Source organism: Arthrobacter sp. NPDC093128, from assembly GCF_040683875.1.
Lineage (GTDB): Bacteria > Actinomycetota > Actinomycetes > Actinomycetales > Micrococcaceae > Arthrobacter.
The window spans coordinates 15,688-35,048 of the sequence record NZ_JBFBEY010000019.1 but is presented as its reverse complement, the minus strand read 5'-3'; the positions used below and the strand labels follow the sequence as shown (position 1 = coordinate 35,048).

Here is a 19,361-nt window from a genome sequence, read left to right as displayed (position 1 = left end):
AATGCGGCTAGCCGGTCACACACTAGGCACCCCGGACCACACGGTTCCCCAAGCACTTGATCTATTCCGAGCCGCAGGGCTCGATGCCGCCGAAGTCATTTACCAGAATGACTACAAATCAGGATTGCCATTAGGTGACCGGCGTGCCGCGATGGAGGCACTGAAAGCGGCCGAAACCGCAGGGATACCCATCGTAGGTCTGACGCCTTACACGACCGCCATCAACTCACTGGACGACGCGGAATGGCGCACAGCAGTCGATGAATTCCGCGGCGCCATAGAAACCGCACACCTGCTGGGCGCTGACCGGGTCCGTGTCTATGCTGGTTCGTGGCACCCTGGGGACAACGACCACGCCGCGCGTTGGGGCAAACTGCGTAAGGCGCTGGAGGCCCTCGCGCCCGAAGCCGGCCAGGCCGGCGTTCGCCTTTGCGTGGAAAACCACTTCGGCACCATGACCCAGACCGCCGCAGACACCGCTGCCCTAGTCCGGGAAATTGCCCATCCGGCCGTCCGCGTACTCTATGACCAGGCGAACCTGACATTCACGCACGACGAAACGTACGAACAGGCCTTCGCAGTTCAAGGTGACCTGATCGGTCACGTTCACGTGAAGGACCTCGTCTTCACGGATCCCAACGCGGCCTTCCGCGCCACGGAAACAGCCCGAGTCAACGCTTCCGAACGGGCGGTCCGGTCCCGGGTCGTCGGAGGCGGCGTCGTTCCATGGACGGACATCCTCGCCGCGTTGCTGCAGCATGGCTACGACGACGTGCTGAGCATCGAACTCGAGTACCGTTGGCACCCGCAAGACCTCCCCGCGCCCGAGGACGGATTCCGCGAATCCGCCGCCGTCCTGCGCTCAATGCTCTCTGAAGTGAGGAACGCCTGATGACCACCAACCGTCTCCGCGTCGGAGTTGTCGGCGCGGGCAATATCGCCACCATTGCCCAATTGCCCACCCTCGTCCAACGCGATGATGTCGAGTTGGCCGCTCTGGTGTCCCGGCGTGAGGACCCGGGCAACCTGGTCCGGCGCTGGGGCTTCAACGCCGCCTACAAAACGGTCGAGGACATGCTGGATTCGCAGGAGCTGGATGCAGTATTCGTCCTCACGCCGCGGTCCGAGCACGCCCACGCCGTCCAGCTGTGCCTGAGCCGTGATGTTGACGTGTTCTGCGAAAAGCCGCTGGCTCCGGCAACCGATGAAGCAGAACGTCTGGCAGATCTCGCCGACCAGCGGGGACGAGTCCTGATGGTGGACTTCAACCGCCGCTACGCCCCGGTTTATACGGCCGGTCGGGAAGTCTTTGGCGACAAAGGCGCCACCTTCTGCGTCGCCCAGAAAAACCGCCCTGGATCGGAATACCGTGCGACATTCGAGAACGCCATTCACATGGTCGATCTCCTCCGCTGGTACTGCGGCGGCGAGCCGGTGGACGTCGCCGCGCACGCCGCCGGTGACGACCCTTGGGAAGAAGACGGCATCGCAGCAACCATCCGCTTTAGTACCGGGAACATGGGCGTCCTGATGGCAGCCCGCACGGCAGGTGCATGGAACGAAAAACTGGACGCCTACGGCGACGGAAAGACCGTCGAAGTCAGGGCACCGGAGACGGTTTCAACCACGGTCAAGGGTGTCACCACATCGCGGGAACTTAGCGCCGAGGCCTATGGCTGGGCCACTGCGACAGAAACTCTGGGCTTTGCGGCCGCCGTTCATCATTTCCTGGACCGGGTTGCCGACAGGGCGCAGCCGCTTACCTCAGGCCGGGAAGCTGTCCATACCCAACGCTTGCTCGACCGGATTCTCGCTGCCGCCGGTTTGCCGACAGAAGAGCAAGCCGGCCGGGAATGGGCCAGCCACGCAGTAAACGGAAGCTAACAACCAACCGAGCTCGCCCATTCTCCACTGCACTTCCAGTCCTTAATGCGGGCACTGTAGATCAGTGCCCTGACAAACCTGCTGAAAATGGGAGGTGCCACCATAGCTCCACTTCGCCTCCGTCAGCGCAGACCACAAATCGGGGGAGCGGGGAGACAACCGTTACGCGGCCGGCTCACCGCGCTTACCGGCATCCTGCTGGTCGCGTTCAGCGCCAGAGAAGCGGTTTCGGCGGTGTCCCCGCTCCTCGGCCCGATAAGCGAGGACCTTCCCCTCGACGCGGTGACGACAGGGATCCTTGGGATGCTGCCGACCGCCGGCTTCGCAGTGATGGGCTTCCTGGCTCCGCCGCTCCTCCGGCGCAACCAGCTGGAACACCTGCTACTCGTTGCGGTCCTGCTGACAACACTCGGTCAGGTCGGCCGCGCACTGGGATGGAACATCCCGGCATTTCTGCTGTTCACCTGGATCGCCATGCTCGGGATCGGGATGGTCAATGTCGTGATTCCGCCTCTGCTGATCAAGTACTTTCCCGACAAAACCGGGATCCTCGCAGCGCTCCACATAACTCTCCTGGGCGCCAGCACGGCCGTGGCAGCCCAATCTGCCATCCCCCTGAGCAATCTTTATGGCTGGCGGTTCTCCATCGGCATTTGGGCGGCCCTCAGCGCGGTCGCTGCGATGCCTTGGCTGATTGTTCTCGCAGGCAAGCGGACTGTTGCCCGCTCCACGGCATCGCCAGCCAACGATGGGCCGTCTTCGCCCACGAAAGCGATCAAACCCTGGAGATCATCCATTGGCTGGGGTGCGGCACTGATCTTCGCCGGTTGCTCAAGCAATACTTTTGCGGCGCTCACCTGGCTTCCGGCTGTTCTTGTCGACAGGGGAATGAGCCAGGAAACCGCTGGATCCATGCTGGCACTCTATTCAATCCTCGCCCTGCCCGTCGCCCTGATTGTGCCTCTGGTAGTAGTGAGAATGCCCCGCCCGCTACCCGTCGCTATCCTGTTCGTGGTCGCATTCGCCATCGGCTACGGAGGCATCATCTTTGCTCCACCGGCCTCTGCCGTGATCTGGGTCGTCATTGCAGGTCTTGGCCAAGGCGCGTACCCGTTTGCGTTCACGATGATCAATAAGCGAACACGAACGCAAGCCGGCTCAGGCATTCTTTCCGGGTTCGCCCAGGGAGTCGGCTATGCCCTCGCAAGCGTTGGCCCGTTCCTTTTTGGTCTACTGCATCATCCGGGGGACGGCTGGCTGCCCTCGTTCGGCATGCTCGGAGCCTGGCTCCTGGTGCTCTCGGCAGGAGCCATAATGGTCAACAAGCCACGTCTGCTGGAAGATGCCTTCGGGGCGGTACAACCGGGCATTAGAGAAGCAAGAACCTGATGCAGAGCCCGCCTGCGGCAGATCACAGAACCGAAAAAACTTTCGCTGACGACCGAGAATGCCGGGACCCAAACCCGGACCGCATCAATCCTTGACAGGTTCTTCCTTCAATCCTATGTTTATTGCAACCGATCTCAGCAACCGATCTCATTTCTACTGAAAGAATCCAACCGAACTCGAAGGAGAGGTTTATGTTCAACTGGTTCATCGTCGGCCTGACCGCCGGTGGCGTCAAATCATGACCGCGACAGCACATGCCCCGCGCGTCGCCGTCGTGGGAGCGGCCGGCTGGGCCGGATCACGGCACGCGCGGGCATTCGCCGCGGCAGGTGCCAACGTCACCATCCTTGTGGAGAAGAACGAGCGCGGCGTCGCCCTCGCTCAGGAGCTGGGCGCACAGCTGGTGCCCACAACCGCGGAACTCCACCCCGAAAATCTGGACCTGGTAGTCGTAGCATTGCCCACCACCATGCAACCGGTCATATGCGCAGATCTGCTGAATAGGGGATTCCGAGTGTTGACTGAAAAGCCGGTGGCCGCAGATGCCGAGGGTGCTGCCGTCCTGGCTGCCGCTTCCGGGGTGAATGAGAGGCTCATGGTCGGGTATACGCTCCACCAACATCCCGCCGCCGCACTGGTCTCTCAATGGATCAGGAGCAAGAACGTGATCGCCGTGTCTGTTCGTTCCGTCGCCCATAAGCAGAACGTCCAATCATGGCGCGCTGACCCGAAGGAGGGCGGCGTCGCTGTAGTGAATGGCATTCACGCCATCGAATTAGTCTCATCATGGTTCGACGGCGACCCAAAAGTACTGGCCAGCAGCGCCAGCAGTAGCCTCTATGGGTCGCCGGTGCCGGAGCACGTCGTCTCCACCCTCGAATTTCCTGAGGGCGTTATATTCACCATGCAGAGCTACTGGTCTCCCTGGCAGGAGCCTGAAGGACTCAATCAGGGCGACTGGAGCCTCACCATCGACGTCCTGGCCACTGAGGGCCGTATGTTGTGGTCCAACGACTCCCTTCACGTGTGGGAACGTGACGGCGGCCAGTACGTAAAGACCTTTGACCCCTCCGACCTCTTCCTTCGCCAAGCAGAGACGGCGCTGAAGTTTTGCACGGGTGGAACCCCTGCAGTCACATTCGCCCAGGCCCTCCGCGCGACAGAAATCGCCGATGCAGTCCTGGCAGCGGCACCTTCCCGCGCTGAGGATGTGGTCTCCCCGTAACATCTCAAAAACCTGACCGTCGACTGAACAACCATAACTAAGGAATTAGACATGAAGCGAGCAACCCACAGCCGGACCGCAGGAGAACCGCGGCGCAGCCGCATCCAGAGTGGGGAGAACCGATGAGCCTCAAAGACCAGGTGGTTCTGGTAACCGGATCGAGCGGGGGAATCGGCGATGCTGCTGTCAGCGCATTCGTAGCCGCAGGCGCCCTCGTCGTCGGCGCTGATCGTTCCCCTAAGGAGGACCAGGCGCTGGGGGCCTTCTATCCTCTCGATATCACGTCCGAGCAACAATGCGCGACGGTTATCCAGGACATCAAAGCCAGATTCGGCCGCATCGACGTCCTCGTCCATGCAGCAGGAGTGCTCGGCACCACGCCGGACATTATGGAGACAACCACAGAAGAGTTCGACTCCATTCTGAGGATCAATGCCTCTGCAACGTTCTCGATGGTACGAGAGACAGCAAAGTCAATGCTTGAGTCCGGCACGGCCGGCGCCATCGTGGTCTTATCCTCCGTCGCGGCCAAAGAAGCACGCCTGAACTACCTGCCTTATAACGCGAGCAAGCTCGCAGTCCTTCACATCATGTGGTCATTCGCAGAATTACTCGGGCCTCAGGGCATCTCCGTCAACGCCATCGCACCAGGCCCGGTGAACACACCCATGTGGGCACAGTTTGCAAAAGATTCAGGCCCGGATGCGGCTGCCAACCGGGCGAAGAGGGCAGCGCAACTGCCGATGCGCCGGTTTGCCGAACCCGACGAGGTCGCCCGCGCCATCCTTTTTCTGACCGATCCCGACAACCGCTACATCACCGGAGTGTCTCTCGATGTGGCCGGCGGAGCACACCTGGGAATCGGAACCTGAAACCCCCTGCACTGTGCCTCGCAATCATAGAGACTCACACACCTTTTTTGCGGGGTGGCAACCCATCGTACCCATACGGCAGGCAAACCCAGCACCGACCCCTCAAGGCTGCTCTGACATCCTGACTGTGACTGCGGAACCCAAGCGAAGTTGAAGCCTTAAGCTACGAGGAGATAACGATATGTCCGTTCTTTTGGCCCAGTTCAAGCCCCTCAGGAATGTTTAGGTGGGAGAAATGAAAACTGCAATCCGACATCATCACACTGCTCTGCACGTTACAGACATCGAGCGCAGCGCACGGTTCTACGTGGAAGGACTTGGCCTTACCCGCTTGAAAGCGTGGACATCGGGCCCATACGTCGGCGAACTCTACGGCCGTCCCAACGTCAAGGTCAAAGCACTGATGCTCACAACGGGTGACGGGACCTTCAACCTGGAACTGGTCCAGGTTGAGGATCCGCCACCCGCCGTTAACCCATCAGAGGCGCAGCCGGGGACGGCACATCTTGCCTTCACCGACATTGACCTGCGCAAGGTCTACGCCAGAATGACCGCGCTCGGGTATGGGGCCCTGTCCGAACCGGTCGCACCCGCCTCAGGCCCAGTTGCAGGAGGCCTGCTGATCTACATCCTCGATCCAGACGGAAACCGCGTGGAGCTAATTCAGACGCCAGACTGGCAGCCAACCGACAACTCTTGAGCCACCCGGTGATGTAGGGGTTGTGGGGATCGGGCAAAGTAGAGGAATGTCGCATGGAAGCCGGAGCGATGCTCCATGAACCCGGCCGGCAGGGGCCGCTGGTCATAAACGAGTCTGAGTCTCCTCGACAGCAATGATTCTCTGCCGAAGAAACCGATCCAAATGGACAAATCCGAGGCAAGGACTTGCTGCGCCACCTGATGGAATGGCTCGCGTGGGACACAAAGCATCCCCGTATCGTGCCATCCCAAGGGTGCCCGACATTTGCTGAACCACCCTTAAAAGAGGGGCGAGGTAGTGGCCCCTGTTCGGGAGCCGCCTGCCGCGGAACACAGCCTGAGCCTGTGTTCCGCGGCAGGCTGTTTGGTTCCTGATCCAGCGCTTCGTGGCTGAGGGGAATCTCCCCGGCGCACCGTCGCAAGGTCTTCGCTGACCACATGCAGGAATGGTCTAGGCGGGAGCGCTGTCAGGCTACCGCTTGCATCCCTGGGGCCACTGCTATTCGGCCTGCTGCACCACCCGGGTGGCAGTTGGATCCCATCGTTGGGGAGGCTGGGGATCTGGTTGCTCGTGATGACCCAGGGGCAGCCATGAGAAGCCGTCCCCGAATGCTCGTGTCCCTCATGGACTCAGCCACTTCGGGACGGTCCATCGATTGAGCTCCGGGCTGCAGATGATCCTAATCTCAGCAGTGCGGTTGAGGTTAAGGCTGCCGACAAGAGCCGAACAGGGTTCACAGCTACGGTGGGAGGCCTGCCTGTTCTTTTGAGGAGGGGTGAGAGCTGGCTTTCGGCGGCGCGTTGGCAGATGCCTTCGGGTTCGATGTCACTCCGGCACGCGGGAGCCGGCGATGCCTTCGAGGCGAAAGTCGATGGGGTCATCGCAGACAGCTTGGCCTTTGAGATGTACTCGTCCAGGAGATTGAGTACGGATTCGACGTAACGGGGCTATTCCCAGCGCCAGGCGTCCGGGCGGTCTCCGGAGGAGGCGATTTCCAGGCCGTCGTAGCCGAAGTGTACCCGCTGGCCGCTGAACAGGGCGTCCGGGCGGGTCCGGTCAGGCTCCTTCGCTGGCGTTTTGGTGTGGAATGCGAGTCCACGGAGGGACACACGGTGGGTCCGGCGTCGTCGACACGTCAGGCTCATGCCGGTGAGAAAATCTGCCTTCGTTCGAGCACACTCAGCCCTTGCAAGCAGCTGATGACGCGGGCTAAGGGGCTTGTCAGAGTTTAGGGATTGCAGTTCCGGTGAGTTGGTCGCGAAAGGCCACGCCACATGACCGCTTGGAAGCGGCCATGTGGCGTGCTTTTCTAGGTTGGGCCTGGGCAGCAGAACTCTTGCTGTAGTTAGCCCTTGACACCACCGGACGTCATGCCGGCAACAAACCAGCGCTGGAACGCCAGGAAGATTGAGAGAACGGGGATGAAGGCAACGACGATGAATGCCGCGAATAGACCCCAGAAGCTACCGAAGCCAGTGGTGATATACCGCACGATGCCGTTCTGGACGGTCTTCATGTCTTCTGTGGTGGCAAGGACGGTGCCTACAAGGAAGTCGTTCCAAACAAACACGAAGATGAAGATAGCTACAGCAGCGATACCGGGACGGATGAGCGGGAGAATGATGCGCCACAGGATCTGTATCCGGGAGCAGCCATCGATCGCGGCCGCTTCCTCAATCTCGACGGGTATGTTCTCGATGAAGTTGCGAAGAAACAGGATGGTCTGTCCACAAATGATGGCCGTGTAGACGACGATCAGCATCGGGTAGGTGTTGATTAAGGTGGTTTTGACGAACATGGAGTACAGCGCGATAAAGACCACGATTGCCGGAACCATCGATAGCACCAGGATCCCGGTCATCAGCGTTTCCATGCGGCGGCTTCGGTACCGGGTGGCAACATATGCTGCAGGAATGGAAATCGCCAACGCGAGGGCGATCGAACCGCCAGCGTAGATGAGGGAGTTAACAAAAAACCGGATGTTCGTTGAAGTCAGCAGGCCCGCATAGCCCTCGAATGAGATCGGGTCCGGAATCCATCTCGGCGGGAACTCAAGGGTATCCGAGGCGGTTTTCAGCGAGGTGGATACGATCCATGCGACAGGCGGTAGAACGATCGCAGCTGAGAGGGTGACGTATGCCCAAGCCGGAACCGCCCGAAGGACCGCGCCGACGCGGCCTTGGCGACGTGAAGTTGTGGTGCTCACAGGCTTTCCTTCCGTCGGAAGCGAATCGCGACAAGAGTGAGGACAATGTTTACGGCAAAAAGGAGGATAGCCGTTGCGGATGCCCCGGAGAGATCGAACTTGTCGAACATCTGGTTGTATACCCGCATTGACAGCGTCTCGGTCGATCCGATGGGACCACCTCGTGTCGTCACCAGGATGATGGTGACCATCTGTACATAGAGCATGAGTAGAACGATCACGACGGAGACGATGGTGTTGCGCAGGTGAGGCAACGTGATGTTCACAAATGCATGCCGGATCCCCCCGCCGTCCACTTTGAGGCTTTCGTACAATTCCTCTGGAATGGTTTGAAGGGCGCCGAGAAAGAGAAGCATGGCTTGCGGGTAGGACCACCACGCCGTCATCAGAGTCACGGCAACGAGCGCACTATTCGGGGACGAGAAGACATCAGTAGGACCGAACCCAAGGGATTTAGTGATAGCTGAGGCCGGCCCGTAATTGGGGTTGAGAAACCACAGCCAGATTGTTCCTGCTGTGGCCTGGGACATGAGCCACGGCAACAGGAAGAGGCTGCGGACGGAGCGCTTGAATCGGTGCAGGTTGTTCAGCACAATCGCAGACAAGAGTCCCGCGGGCAATGCAATGACCAGAGCTCCGAGGGAAAATACAAGGGTTGTCCAGATGCGGGCGGGCAGATCGGAGTCTGAGAACAGCTTGGTAAAAGAGTTCAGACCGGAGAATTTGCCGATCTGGTAGTACGAAGTCTCGTGGAGCGCTGTCCATGCCGTGTAGATGAGCGGTCCAACAAAGACAAAGAGGAACACGGCAGTGACGGGGACGACGTACAACCAGACCATACGGTCCTTACGAGCCCGGCGGGAAGCCTGGATGCCTGTGGGCGGGGTGGCCGTCTGAGATGAAGTGCGGGTCGGGCTGTTTGTTGACATTATCTCTCCCTTCCGAGGGGAGCCTGATTTTTCAGGCTCCCGACGGACGTTGGGGGCTATTTCTTGTTGGCCGCATCCTGGGCGGAACGGATAAATTCGCTGCCCGATGTGCCGTTGAGGGTCAGTTTCTGTCCCGCTTGGGAGAGCCCGGTGGCCAGCGAGGTCCAGTTATTGGAGTATGTGCGGGGTTTGCTGTTGCTCTTGACGTAGGCGGCGATGTCGTTCACCGTTTTCGCTTCGGGCGTGGAGAAGAATGGCTGCTCATAAGTGGCAGCGCGTGTGGGGACCTCACCGCCGGTGGCCATCTTTGCGCCGGCTTCGGGACCGGTCATGTACTCGATGAACTTCCAGGCCGCCTCTGTGTGCTTGCTTCCCGAGCCTATTCCCAGAGTCCACCCGATGGTGGTGCCGGTGGTGTCGCCAGTAGATGCCTTTGGCAGGGAGGTCCACTTGAGGTCCGGGTTCTGCGAGGCGAAGGAAACGGCTCGTTCCGTGCCGAGGACTGCCATTGCGACAGTGCCGCTGGCCATGCCGTCTGCTACGGTGCCGTACGTATCGGAAACGACATTGCTACCCAGAGCCTTTGCGTCCCGGAGCTTGGTAAGGAAGTTGCCAAACTCCTCGCCCTTCTTTGTCGCAAAATCTGCCTGTCCGTCCCCAGTCCATATTTCCTGATCAACCTGCGTCATGAAGCAGTTGAAGAAAGTGCTGATGATGGCTGAGTTATCGGTGTCCGAGAACCCGGTTCCGAACCCGGTGAACCCAGCTGCGGCAGCTTTTCGTGCAACGTCGACGACTTCCTCGTAGGTGGTTGGAGTGGCCGCACCGATCTGAGAAAGAATCTTTTGGTTGTAGTAAAGGGCGCAGGTCCGGTATTCGTAGGGCACTGCGACCTGCTTGCCGTCAGGACCGGCAAGCGTGTCGGTGGGGCGAAGCCAGTCCTTGACTTTGGACGCAGCATCAGGCAGCGGCGAGTAGACGCCGGCGCCTGCCATTTGGGGGACGAGCGGGGTGAACATCTTAAATACATCCGGCGCCTGACCGGCCGCTGCTGACTGCGGCAGCCTGTTCAGCATGTCGCCCAGTGAAACAACGGAGAGGTTGATCTTGATGTCCGGATTTGCCGCCTCGAAATTGGCGATATTTTCCTTCAGGGCTTTTGAGCGCGGATTAGCCTGGCTGGGATCGAGGAAGTCCCAGTAATTGAGCGTCACCGGCCCTCCAGATTCCGGAGTTGAGGGGGAGCAGCCGCTGAGGGCAAGGCTAGCTACGACTGCTGTGACGAGCGCCAAGCCCCATCGCTTCTTTATCATGAATCTCTCCTGTGTGCTGGGTTGCTGATGCGGGAGCATGCCGGACTCAAAACGACGCCTGCTGAATGTGGGGCTACCCAAGGTCCGGGGATGAGCCAGTTGATCATCGAGTCTCTCCTTTGAGATCGGTTGCATTGATGAGCAGTGAGATCGGTTGCTGAGATCGGTTGCAATAAACATAGGGCTGCAGGAAGGCTCTGTCAAGGATTCTTTTAGTGCGGATCTTGGGGGTCCGGAGTTCTCGATCGTCATCGAATATTTTTGTTTGTATTCTGCTGCGATCGGGCTCTATCCGTTTCTTCCGTACCTTAGAGGGCGTGCCAGCTCCCGAGTCGGTGTGCGGATCTACGAAATTCCTTTAGTTACGTGCGCGGCTGCAACCTCGACGACGTAGCCAGCGAACTCATGGCCGAGGCTATGAGGCCCTGTTTCTCCCATGATCGGGTTCGCGTAATCCTGAGGTACGGGTGCGTCTTGGTAAAGCGCCAGGTCCTACTGGCTCTATAGCTCCTGCAACCGCGTGCGAGGGGTGACTATCCATGTCCGCTTTGGAGGTTACACGGAGGTCGGCTACGAGGGTTCTCATTTCTCAGGTCCTTTCCATGAGGAGTCAAAGAGTCTGTTGACTACGGCATTAGGCCCGTAGCCCAACGCCGGCGGACCCCATGACTTTCGTAGCTTAAAATTCTTGGAGCACGAAGCGTCCGGTGGGCAGTGTGAACATGATGCTGCGGAAGGTTACGGATACAGTGAAGGTCCGCTGATGGCGGGCCTGGAAGCCTCCTTCGGCTATCCGCGGCGGTTAAAGAAGAGCAGTTGCTGGGGTTCAACCCAGACCGCATCGCCATCGAGTTTCTCGATTATCATTCTCGACTCGACGCCTTCCTGCGCGATTCATAGCAGCTCCGAAGTTGCTTCTACCACGCGGCCAGTTCTGAAGTAGGTTCCATTGCGGCGGACTTCCACAGTTGTTCCCCGCAGGTCGGACCAGTCATGGAGACGGTGTGGATGCGTTGTTCGTGCCATGAAAATCCTGTGGTCGACGTTGGCCGTCCATGCGGTTGGATGTCCTGCTGGTGAACTCATGTGGGTCCTTGGCTGTGCCGGTTATTTCGAATCAGTGGGATTGATGGCGACCGCGGGCGGGATATCCTGCGGCGGCACGGCTGACAGTTGGTTGCAAGAGCCGAAGAGTGGCTTGGTATGTTGTGCCGCTGGCTGTGTGCTTGCCAGCCGGATAGGTATCACTACTCGCAAGCGGTTACTATGCGGCAGCCCAGGGAAGCGCCGCTAAACGATGCAACTGAGGTATGTGTTCGCAGGAGCTTCAGCGCACTTCTGTGCTCTGTGCTGTGGCTTGTCTCGCCGATTTTGGGGCGATGGCTGTGGGGCGGTGCGAGCGGCGATGGCCAGGGTGAAGGCTGTTGCGAGGCTAAGAATCGTCCAGGCGTAAATTTCCCTGCCGGGGAGGTCGGTTGTTGCAAGCCAGCGGATGGAATAGTTCGCGGTTGCAGCAACGGGAAAGGTGAACACCCAAAACATTTGCGTGAAGGGAAGCTTGCGGTACTCGGGGAGGAGCATGAGCTGCATCAGCGCCATGATCACCGGCACGCCTGTTAGACCAAGTGGACGAGCCCACGGCTTCTGGATGTGACAGCATCCAGGCAATGTTGGCCGTTGCGGGCGCGGCGAGATAGGCGGACAGTCCGGTTGTAGCGGCTGGTGACAGCTCGCCGCCGGTCATCAGGCGGACGCTGACGATGGTTCCTATGACCAGCCAGAAGAACGCGCCAATGCCGAACGCGGCAATGGCTGCGTTATGGGCGTGGATGCTTGAGAAACCGATGCTGGCAACGAAGAATCCGGGCACGACGGGTAGAAGATAGCCGGGGTGGATGGACTGCATGGACACCCCGCCGGTGACCCAGTGGGCGAGGAGCTGCGCGGCGACGATGGCAAGGGCGGCAATGAAACCTATACACAGTCAGGCGCCCCATGGCGGCAGATACTGGCTGTAGTGGGGCGAAAGCAGGATCCCCACGAGCGGGATGAAGGACGCGAAGGGCCCCGCCACTTCGCGTCGCAGGTCTGACCGGAATGCTCCTTTCCGGCTCGGGCCCCGAAAAACGTAGACGGCGTTCAGGATCAGCCACAGCGAGCTGGCTGCCCCGTAGAGGATTTCCTCCGGCCACATCGTGACCCGAGAAACCTCCTCGCGGCGGACCTGCCGCCGCCAAGACCGGCAAGCCCCAAGGGAACGCCGAAGCGGCTCAGCGCCGGCATTCCCGAAAGGGGGCCGGGGGCAAGGCGCGAACCTGAGCGGCTGGCGTCAGGGCAAGGGCGGTGCCGGTATCAGTCATCTTGTCGGAGCGCCCGGTTGGTGGGGGAAGATGAGCAGCGTGCTCGTGGCGGTGGCGAGGAGTTCTCCGTCGGCGGTGCTGAGGCGGCCTTCGGTGAAGATCACCCGCGAGCCGGTTTTTACGACTGACCCCTCTGCGCGTAGAGCACCCTTCTGGAGCGTGATGGGTCGCAGGTACTTGACCGCCAGATCGATAGAGGTGTAGCCGATCCCTGCTTCCAAGGTACTGTGTGCTGCGCAGCCGAGCACTGTGTCGAGGAGCGTGCAGGCCAGGCCGCCGTGCACCATTCCGAGGGGGTTGTAGTGCGCTTCTCCCGGCGAGCACTGGAACTCGACGTGTCCGTACCTCGCATCGACGAGATCGAAATTCATGAGGGAAGCGATCGGCGGCGGCGCAATGCTACCGTCGCGGAGGCCGTAAAAGTAGTCCAGACCAGACAGCCGTGGCAGCTGTTCGAGCGCGATTGCCGGGTCAATCCAGGTGAATGTTTCCGAGCGTTGCGCCGAGGTGTTGGTTGACACCGGGGTTTCCTCCTTAGAGCTCTGCAGGTCAGGGTTTGTCGCGGTCATGCCGGGGTGTTGGCTGCCAGGGCCGGGTACAGATCCGAGATCGAACCGGACAGGCCGAGCTTCACGCCCGCGCTGATGTCGTCCACGATGACCTCGTACTCACCCTGCTCGAGCCCATCGAACGACTTCCGCGCGACTTCCTCCGGGGAGATCTTCGGGGCATCCACGCCCTCAGCCATGGCCGTGTCCATGTAGCCGACGTGCACACCCGTGACCTGCGTTCCTTGGGGGGCCAGTTCCACCCGGAAGGAGTTGGTCGCCGACCACAGCGCGGCCTTTGATGCACTGTAGGCACCGGTGAGTGCGATCCAGCTAAGCACAGAGTGGATATTCAGGACCGCTGATGTCCCGCTGGCGGCGAGCACCGGCGCGAATGCCCTGGTCAGGGCGACCGGTCCGAAGAAGTTGGTCTCCATGACCTCACGGATCTTCTCGTCGGGGAGTGCCAGAAGCGTGTCCGATTCGACGCCCATGCCTGCGTTATTGATAAGGACGGTGACGTCCCGGGCCAGGGTAACGGCGGCACGGATCGAGTCAGGGTTGGTGACATCGAGGGCGAGGGGGACGACCCGGGAGTCGTTCCACTCTTGCGGGCGGCGGGCCGTCGCATACACCTTCGCAGCACCCCGGGCGAGGGCCTGTTCCACGAGCTCGCGGCCCAGGCCTCCATTTGCACCGGTAACGAGGACGACGGCGCCAGATAGCAGGGGCAAGGATTCTCCTGATGTCGGTCGGGCGGCGACGCGGTTGTCGCGACCTCAGAACATCAGAGTAGTCGAGTGAGTTGGATTTTCCAACTGACTTGTATACTTGAAGAAAGTACCGAAAGCAGGTGAACGATGAATCGGCCGACCGACAAGGCAGTAGATGCGCCCAGGGCGTGTTTCATCGCGGCGGGGCTCGACGTGCTCGGGGAGCGGTGGTCGCTGCTGGCGCTTCGCGAGATGTCCTTGGGCGTTCACCGGTTCGATCAGATCGCGCGTAACACCGGCGCGTCCCGCGACATCCTGGTGGGCCGACTGCGCAGACTCGAAGACCAAGGCGTGATCGAGCGCGTCCGGTACTCCGAGCGCCCCCCGCGCTACGAATACCACCTCACAACTTCCGGGGCCGAAGTCGCGCCCATCCTCATTTCACTCGCAGCGTGGAGCAGTACATGGATGCGCGACGAGACACCCCGTGCCTCTTACCGGCACAGTTGCGGGGCCGACCTGAAACCGGTGGTGTCGTGTGCGGAATGCGGTGAGGAGTTCACCCCAGGAAGTCTGATGCTGGGACCGCTTGTGTCAGCGGCCGGTACGGACCCGGCGTCCGACCAGTAAAAACAAAAACCGGACAGAGGACGACGGCGGTACCTCCCGCCGTCGTCCTCTGGCCACGGTTCCGCCGGGCGGATTCCCTGGAATCAAGCCTCAGGTTGCTTCTCGAAGCAGACTGACTGTGATGTCGCGGTGTCGTAGGGCGAATAGCCGGGTATGTATCTCTAGCCGATCTTCGGGTACAGGGCTTCTGCTTCTGGTTGTTCGTCGCCAGTTTGAAGAATGACCCGCCTGGCGCCAGCCACGGCTGCCATCTGCGCCAGTCCGGCCACCAGTCGAGTCGCCGCACGAGGCCGCGCGCTGCCGGGTCCACAATGACACGTTTGACTTCCAAGACGAAGTGCCCCATGCCCTATGGTGTGCCAAAGGAGACAACGAGGATATTCGCGACCATGCTCACCATGCCTTCTACTGCTCTCGCCAGCGCCCGCCCGCGGCGGACCCAGTCCTTTCTGGAACTGCACGGCGTCCCGCCTTTCCCCCGACAGCCCTATGCCGGCCCCTACAGGTATGAGCCGCCCTCCGGGGAGGCCCGCCCGGGCGCCAGAAACTACTTGGTCGAGCGCTTCCTTGCCCAGAATAGCCATCAGAGGCTCCGGGGAACGCGCCGGGGAGTACGCAGCAATCACTCCGAGAGTTTCCAGGTGGCGGGAGCTCGGGATTGGTTGAGCGGTTGGATGCGTGTGCCAATCTCCCAAATAGGACACTCGGCGGTCCCGTTCGGCGTAGATTTTGGCGAGCTCGGAAGCCTGCCAAGCCGTGTCAGGTACGAAAGTAACCCGGCACCAAGTGCGAATCCGTGGAGCGCAAAGGGTGCCCTCACGGACATTTTTGGGCCGGTCTAACCGGAATGTCGTGCTGGCCTGGCTTTGCGAGCTTTCTAGCTGAGTACCGCGACCACGGCTAGTGTCGCACCTATGACGGCGGGCAGCGGCATGCAGCCGCCCACACTCGCGTTTGGGTGAGTAGCCCGGCTACTGTCTCTTCCGGAGCCATAGATGGCCGGTCTACCCCCCGTACCTCCAGCCTCGGCACCGTAACAGACTAAGTAGACGGGTGCCAGGAGTCAGCAGCAACCCGCCCCGTCACCCTTTTCGTAGCCCGGGTCCTGTTGCAGCATAAGGGTGTGTTGGCCGGTCGGTCCCGGCATAGTTTCTGCCCCCAGTTGTTCAAGACTCACAGGGGGTGTTGCAACCGTACCGGCTTGGCGGCAGTTGATCGCTGATAGAGGCACGACAATGGGTCAGGCACGACGATCGGTCCTTCGCAACGTCGATGCCGACACCTGCCGCCGTTGACGGCCAGTACAGACAGTGACGTGCGAACAAGGGAGCGAGTGTGGGGCTGATTCTGGATCAGCAGGATATTGACGTATTCATTGGTTGGGACGTCGGAAAATCCGGCCACCATGCCGTGGCCCTGAACCGTGCGGGGAAGAAGCTCTTCGATAAGGCCCCGCCCAACGACGAGCCCGGCTGCGAGGGGATCCTGGATTCCTTGTCCGGCCACCGCAGCAGCCTGACGCGTGAAACTGCAACGGAAATGATTCCCCAGGGGCCGGCGTTCATTTCAAATAGCCTTCGTATTCAGTGCCGGCTTGGGCATTAGCTTGCGCGGAGCGCGTGGGTGCGTCTCAACAACCCTTCAAGGCACAACAAAGAATGGCAACGCAAACGGGTCCGGCACGAGGACGTTCGTTTACCCCAGATACAAGTAGTGGATCCTTGCCGGCGTCTGCCGCCAGGAACTACGAACAAGAGGAGCACTAGTGAAGCGTAAACGAGTCCTAGCCTGGGACGATCCGGCCATTGGCGCGGCAGCCATGCCCGGCATGAGCGGCTTGGAATACCTGCACTCAATGATGGGCAAGAAACTGCCACCCCCACCGATGGGCGAACTACTGAACATGACCCTGGTCGATGCGGCACCGGGCACTGCCACCTTTACCTGTCACCCCGACGAGTCCCCTTCGGCGATCGGGACGATGGAATCGGGAGCGCGCCTTACGCCGCGTACCAAGCACGGACGCAGGTCACTGTCACACGAGCAGCGCCTCGAGCTCCGGAAGTCGGCCGAACAGGTCGGGGAGGCCGCGCACCCCGTTGCGCACGGACTCGTGCGACAGCGCGAGGTCGGGGCCGGTGCTCGCCTCGATACCGGCGAGGCACCGGAGGATGTTCCACCTCGTGTGCCCCAGCCAGCCGCCGATCATGAACACAAACCAGCTTGGACCTGACGGCGGCAGCGCTCCGCCCCCCGCGACATAGCCGTCGAGAACCGAGCGGAAAATGGCGGGCTTGATGTCGTCGAAGCCAGGTCTCTTCGCGAGGCTCAGCGCGGTCGAGCCGAGCTCACTGGACAGGTCGAGCATCCCCGAGAGCTCCCAGTCGAGCACCACCGGCCGACCCTCTCGAGCGAGCAGATTCCACGGTTGGATGTCCCTGTGGGTCAGCACGACGGGGCCTGGCCGTTCGCAGGTGTCGACGAAGTGGGCAATCGCGAGGAAGGTCTCGACGTGAGAGGCGAGCTCGTCGGCCCACGGCTGTCCGGTCGCCGCCGCCCGCGCGGCGAGCTCGGACCAGTCCCGTGACGTCGGGTCCTCGATCGACACATGGGTCCACGCGACGTCGAGCGCGTGGATGCGCGCGAGGATCTCACCGATCTCAAACGCGTACGCCGCCGACACCGGCGCTTCGGGCACCTTCTCGCCTTCGACCCATCGGTGAACGAGCGTGTAGTGGCTGGCCGAGATCGGCTCTGGCATCGGAATGCCGGCAGCGAAGGCCGCCCGCTCAAACCTGAACACGTCCTCGACGCGATAGGTCCAGCGGCGGTCGACGAGGTTCAACTCCTTCACCGCGAACGACCCCTGGTCGGTGTCGAGCCGGTACATCCGGTTGGCGAACCCGCCGTGGACGCGAATCATCGGCCCGATCGGCGCGCCGAGATGCGAAAGGTTCACCCACTCATTCTAGGAGCTGGCAGTTCATCGATGCACCGAACTTTCCCGCAATGCATGCTCACGATCACCGCCACGCCGACGAACGGCCACAGCCCGACCACTTACCAAACACGCCTTAGCCCGATTCGGTGTCTCGGATCCTCTGCGCCTCGAAACCCTACGGTTATGTGATGCGCCCGGGGACCACTCAGCGCAAGCAGGCGAGATCCGGGTCCAAGGCGATCTCAATCCCGACCTGCGGGGCGTCGCTGCTGCGACATTTGGCCATAAGCCCCCACCGCACCCAGCTGGTTCTCCTGGCCCACCTGCGCGACATCCAAGATCCGAACGATCTGCCACCCTATTAGGTCAGGGTGCAGACGACCGACTTAGAGGAATGATCAGGGGTTCTCGGATCGCCTGGCCTTCACGCGTTCCAGACTCTTGCGGAGCCTGCCCTTGGCTGAGGGCCTTCGGCGATCGAACAGCTGCTCCAGGAACGTAAGCGCAACCACGATTAGCTCGAGGATGAAGTCAACGATCATGCGAGTCCCGTCTTTGGCCAAGAATCTGAAGCACCGGTGAAGTCAGCCTGTCCCAGCTTCCTCACGCTGGCAACTCCGGGGGTCACATTTCCGCTCGCAACAACGACGGGTTCCCCGCTGTCTTGCACTAGCCTGCATCTTCTTCATTCGCCCAGCCTTACGTATACGGAACTGCGCAAAACCGCCATCTCAAGCAGCGATTTAACCGCCATTCCGAGTTAACAGTCACAGGCAGGACGTCGCGCGACTTCGATGAGCCATCGACCCCGGGATTCTCGATTGGATGTTTTCTCGGGATCCTTCGTTTTCAAGAGCCCAGCCGGGGCACAAGTTGATCCAGGCGGTTAGCCAGCAAATGCCTTGGATGTGTCCGATTCCGAAGTGAGCCCTGCAGTGATGCCGTCGAGCACTTTGCGGAGTCCCCACATGTACTGCTCGGTGGATATGTAGCCAGCCATGGTGCCGGCTGCGGCGGCGGAGAGGGGATGGGTTTCGGCCGGGATGGCGGAAAAGCCTGCCTGCCGTGCTGCTATCCGTTCTGCTTCCGGGGGCAACCGGTGTGTTTCTCCGGAATCCGCAACTTCCAGGGCTATCGAGCCGAAGACGTAGACGATCAGCAGATAGGCCGCTTTGGCAGCGTCCCCTGGTGTGAGGCCGGTATCCACGAGAATCCCCATGAGGCGTTCGTTCAGGGCGAGTGCGTGCGGACCGTTCATGGGTCCGCCAATCATCAGGTTGACCGCCCCTGGATGGGCGGTGAGTCGTTCCCGCAGCTCCAGGGCGAGAGCTTCAATTCTTAGGCGCCATGGCACGTTGCGGTCCGCGAAGACCGCACGATCGACCAGTCCGAGCAGATGCTCAACAATCGCCTGAACCACCGCGGCTTTGTCGGGAAAGTATGTGTAGACCGCGTTCGGCGCCACGCCAACCCGCGCAGCGATGCCCCGGATCGACGCCGCCTTCATGCCGCCCTCATCCAGAAGGTCCAGTGTCGCCTCCAGGATCTCCTCCTGGGTGAGGGCCCGGCGGGGTCCGGGTCTGGATTTACGGGCTGGTGATGCCATCTTTCGGGTCCTGTCGCTTGACAATATTCTGTACGTCGTACAGTA

The 19,361-nt window shown here is 60.9% G+C and carries 18 protein-coding genes and 2 pseudogenes; 8 read left to right on the top strand and 12 right to left on the bottom strand.

The window, feature by feature from the left end; genetic code table 11:
* The first annotated feature begins 1 nt into the window (after position 1).
* The 6 genes from AB0N24_RS20460 (at position 2) to AB0N24_RS20435 (ending at position 6,070) form a co-directional block, all read left to right on the top strand.
* On the top strand, positions 2 to 892 hold the full coding sequence (locus tag AB0N24_RS20460) for a sugar phosphate isomerase/epimerase family protein (RefSeq protein WP_364128272.1): 891 nt from the start codon (positions 2 to 4) through the stop codon (positions 890 to 892).
* Entirely contained in the window at positions 892 to 1,884 is a 993-nt protein-coding gene (locus tag AB0N24_RS20455) for a Gfo/Idh/MocA family oxidoreductase (protein ID WP_364128269.1), read from the top strand. The genes AB0N24_RS20460 and AB0N24_RS20455 overlap by 1 nt, the downstream gene beginning before the upstream one ends.
* A gap of 102 nt (positions 1,885 to 1,986) precedes the next feature.
* Positions 1,987 to 3,273, top strand: a complete 1,287-nt coding sequence (locus tag AB0N24_RS20450; RefSeq protein WP_364128467.1) for an MFS transporter — start codon at positions 1,987 to 1,989, stop codon at positions 3,271 to 3,273.
* A gap of 238 nt (positions 3,274 to 3,511) precedes the next feature.
* Complete coding sequence (locus tag AB0N24_RS20445; protein WP_364128266.1) at positions 3,512 to 4,498, top strand: Gfo/Idh/MocA family oxidoreductase; 987 nt, start codon at positions 3,512 to 3,514, stop codon at positions 4,496 to 4,498.
* 122 nt (positions 4,499 to 4,620) lie between these two features.
* Complete coding sequence (locus AB0N24_RS20440) at positions 4,621 to 5,370, top strand: SDR family oxidoreductase (protein WP_364128264.1); 750 nt, start codon at positions 4,621 to 4,623, stop codon at positions 5,368 to 5,370.
* Between the two features lie 235 nt (positions 5,371 to 5,605).
* Entirely contained in the window at positions 5,606 to 6,070 is a 465-nt protein-coding gene (locus AB0N24_RS20435) for a VOC family protein (protein ID WP_364128261.1), read from the top strand.
* 788 nt (positions 6,071 to 6,858) lie between these two features.
* On the opposite strand, the pseudogene AB0N24_RS20430 reads toward AB0N24_RS20435, so the two are convergent.
* The 8 genes and pseudogenes from AB0N24_RS20430 to AB0N24_RS20395 form a co-directional block, all read right to left on the bottom strand.
* Positions 6,859 to 7,107, bottom strand: a pseudogene (locus AB0N24_RS20430) (sugar phosphate isomerase/epimerase); the annotation flags it as partial.
* A gap of 308 nt (positions 7,108 to 7,415) precedes the next feature.
* Positions 7,416 to 8,276 (bottom strand): carbohydrate ABC transporter permease, encoded by an 861-nt coding sequence (locus AB0N24_RS20425; protein WP_364128259.1) that lies wholly within the window; start codon positions 8,274 to 8,276, stop codon positions 7,416 to 7,418.
* Entirely contained in the window at positions 8,273 to 9,205 is a 933-nt protein-coding gene (locus tag AB0N24_RS20420) for a sugar ABC transporter permease (RefSeq protein ID WP_364128256.1), read from the bottom strand. Before AB0N24_RS20420 ends, AB0N24_RS20425 begins: the two co-directional genes overlap by 4 nt.
* 56 nt (positions 9,206 to 9,261) lie before the next feature.
* Positions 9,262 to 10,698: a sugar ABC transporter substrate-binding protein gene (locus AB0N24_RS20415; RefSeq protein WP_364128253.1), complete on the bottom strand. Its 1,437-nt coding sequence runs from the start codon at positions 10,696 to 10,698 to the stop codon at positions 9,262 to 9,264.
* Between the two features lie 1,252 nt (positions 10,699 to 11,950).
* Positions 11,951 to 12,472, bottom strand: a complete 522-nt coding sequence (locus AB0N24_RS20410; RefSeq protein ID WP_364128464.1) for a hypothetical protein — start codon at positions 12,470 to 12,472, stop codon at positions 11,951 to 11,953.
* Positions 12,473 to 12,502: 30 nt separating this feature from the next.
* The gene (locus tag AB0N24_RS20405) at positions 12,503 to 12,712 is read right to left on the bottom strand and encodes a hypothetical protein (protein ID WP_364128251.1); all 210 of its coding nucleotides are present in this window, start codon (positions 12,710 to 12,712) and stop codon (positions 12,503 to 12,505) included.
* Positions 12,713 to 12,874: 162 nt separating this feature from the next.
* Positions 12,875 to 13,399 carry a PaaI family thioesterase gene (locus AB0N24_RS20400; protein WP_364128248.1) on the bottom strand — a complete coding sequence of 175 codons (525 nt, stop codon included), beginning with the start codon at positions 13,397 to 13,399 and terminating at the stop codon, positions 12,875 to 12,877.
* 44 nt (positions 13,400 to 13,443) lie between these two features.
* A complete protein-coding gene (locus AB0N24_RS20395) occupies positions 13,444 to 14,160 on the bottom strand; it encodes an SDR family oxidoreductase (RefSeq protein WP_364128245.1) in 717 nt (238 codons plus the stop codon).
* Positions 14,161 to 14,286: 126 nt separating this feature from the next.
* Here AB0N24_RS20395 and AB0N24_RS20390 point away from each other — a divergent pair, with 126 nt between their 5' ends.
* The gene (locus tag AB0N24_RS20390; RefSeq protein ID WP_364128243.1) at positions 14,287 to 14,769 is read left to right on the top strand and encodes a helix-turn-helix domain-containing protein; all 483 of its coding nucleotides are present in this window, start codon (positions 14,287 to 14,289) and stop codon (positions 14,767 to 14,769) included.
* 161 nt (positions 14,770 to 14,930) lie between these two features.
* On the opposite strand, the gene AB0N24_RS20385 is transcribed toward AB0N24_RS20390, so the two are convergent.
* Complete coding sequence (locus AB0N24_RS20385) at positions 14,931 to 15,563, bottom strand: Mov34/MPN/PAD-1 family protein (protein WP_364128461.1); 633 nt, start codon at positions 15,561 to 15,563, stop codon at positions 14,931 to 14,933.
* 541 nt (positions 15,564 to 16,104) lie between these two features.
* Here AB0N24_RS20385 and AB0N24_RS20380 point away from each other — a divergent pair.
* Positions 16,105 to 16,269: pseudogene (locus AB0N24_RS20380) on the top strand (transposase); the annotation flags it as partial.
* Between the two features lie 535 nt (positions 16,270 to 16,804).
* On the opposite strand, the gene AB0N24_RS20375 reads toward AB0N24_RS20380, so the two are convergent.
* From AB0N24_RS20375 to AB0N24_RS20365, 3 genes are all read right to left on the bottom strand, one after another.
* Positions 16,805 to 17,728, bottom strand: a complete 924-nt coding sequence (locus tag AB0N24_RS20375) for an aminoglycoside phosphotransferase family protein (RefSeq protein WP_364128240.1) — start codon at positions 17,726 to 17,728, stop codon at positions 16,805 to 16,807.
* A gap of 380 nt (positions 17,729 to 18,108) precedes the next feature.
* Positions 18,109 to 18,252, bottom strand: coding sequence for a hypothetical protein (locus tag AB0N24_RS20370; RefSeq protein ID WP_364128237.1), 144 nt, complete (start codon positions 18,250 to 18,252; stop codon positions 18,109 to 18,111).
* 344 nt (positions 18,253 to 18,596) lie between these two features.
* Complete coding sequence (locus AB0N24_RS20365) at positions 18,597 to 19,316, bottom strand: TetR/AcrR family transcriptional regulator (protein ID WP_364128234.1); 720 nt, start codon at positions 19,314 to 19,316, stop codon at positions 18,597 to 18,599.
* Positions 19,317 to 19,361 lie beyond the last annotated feature (45 nt).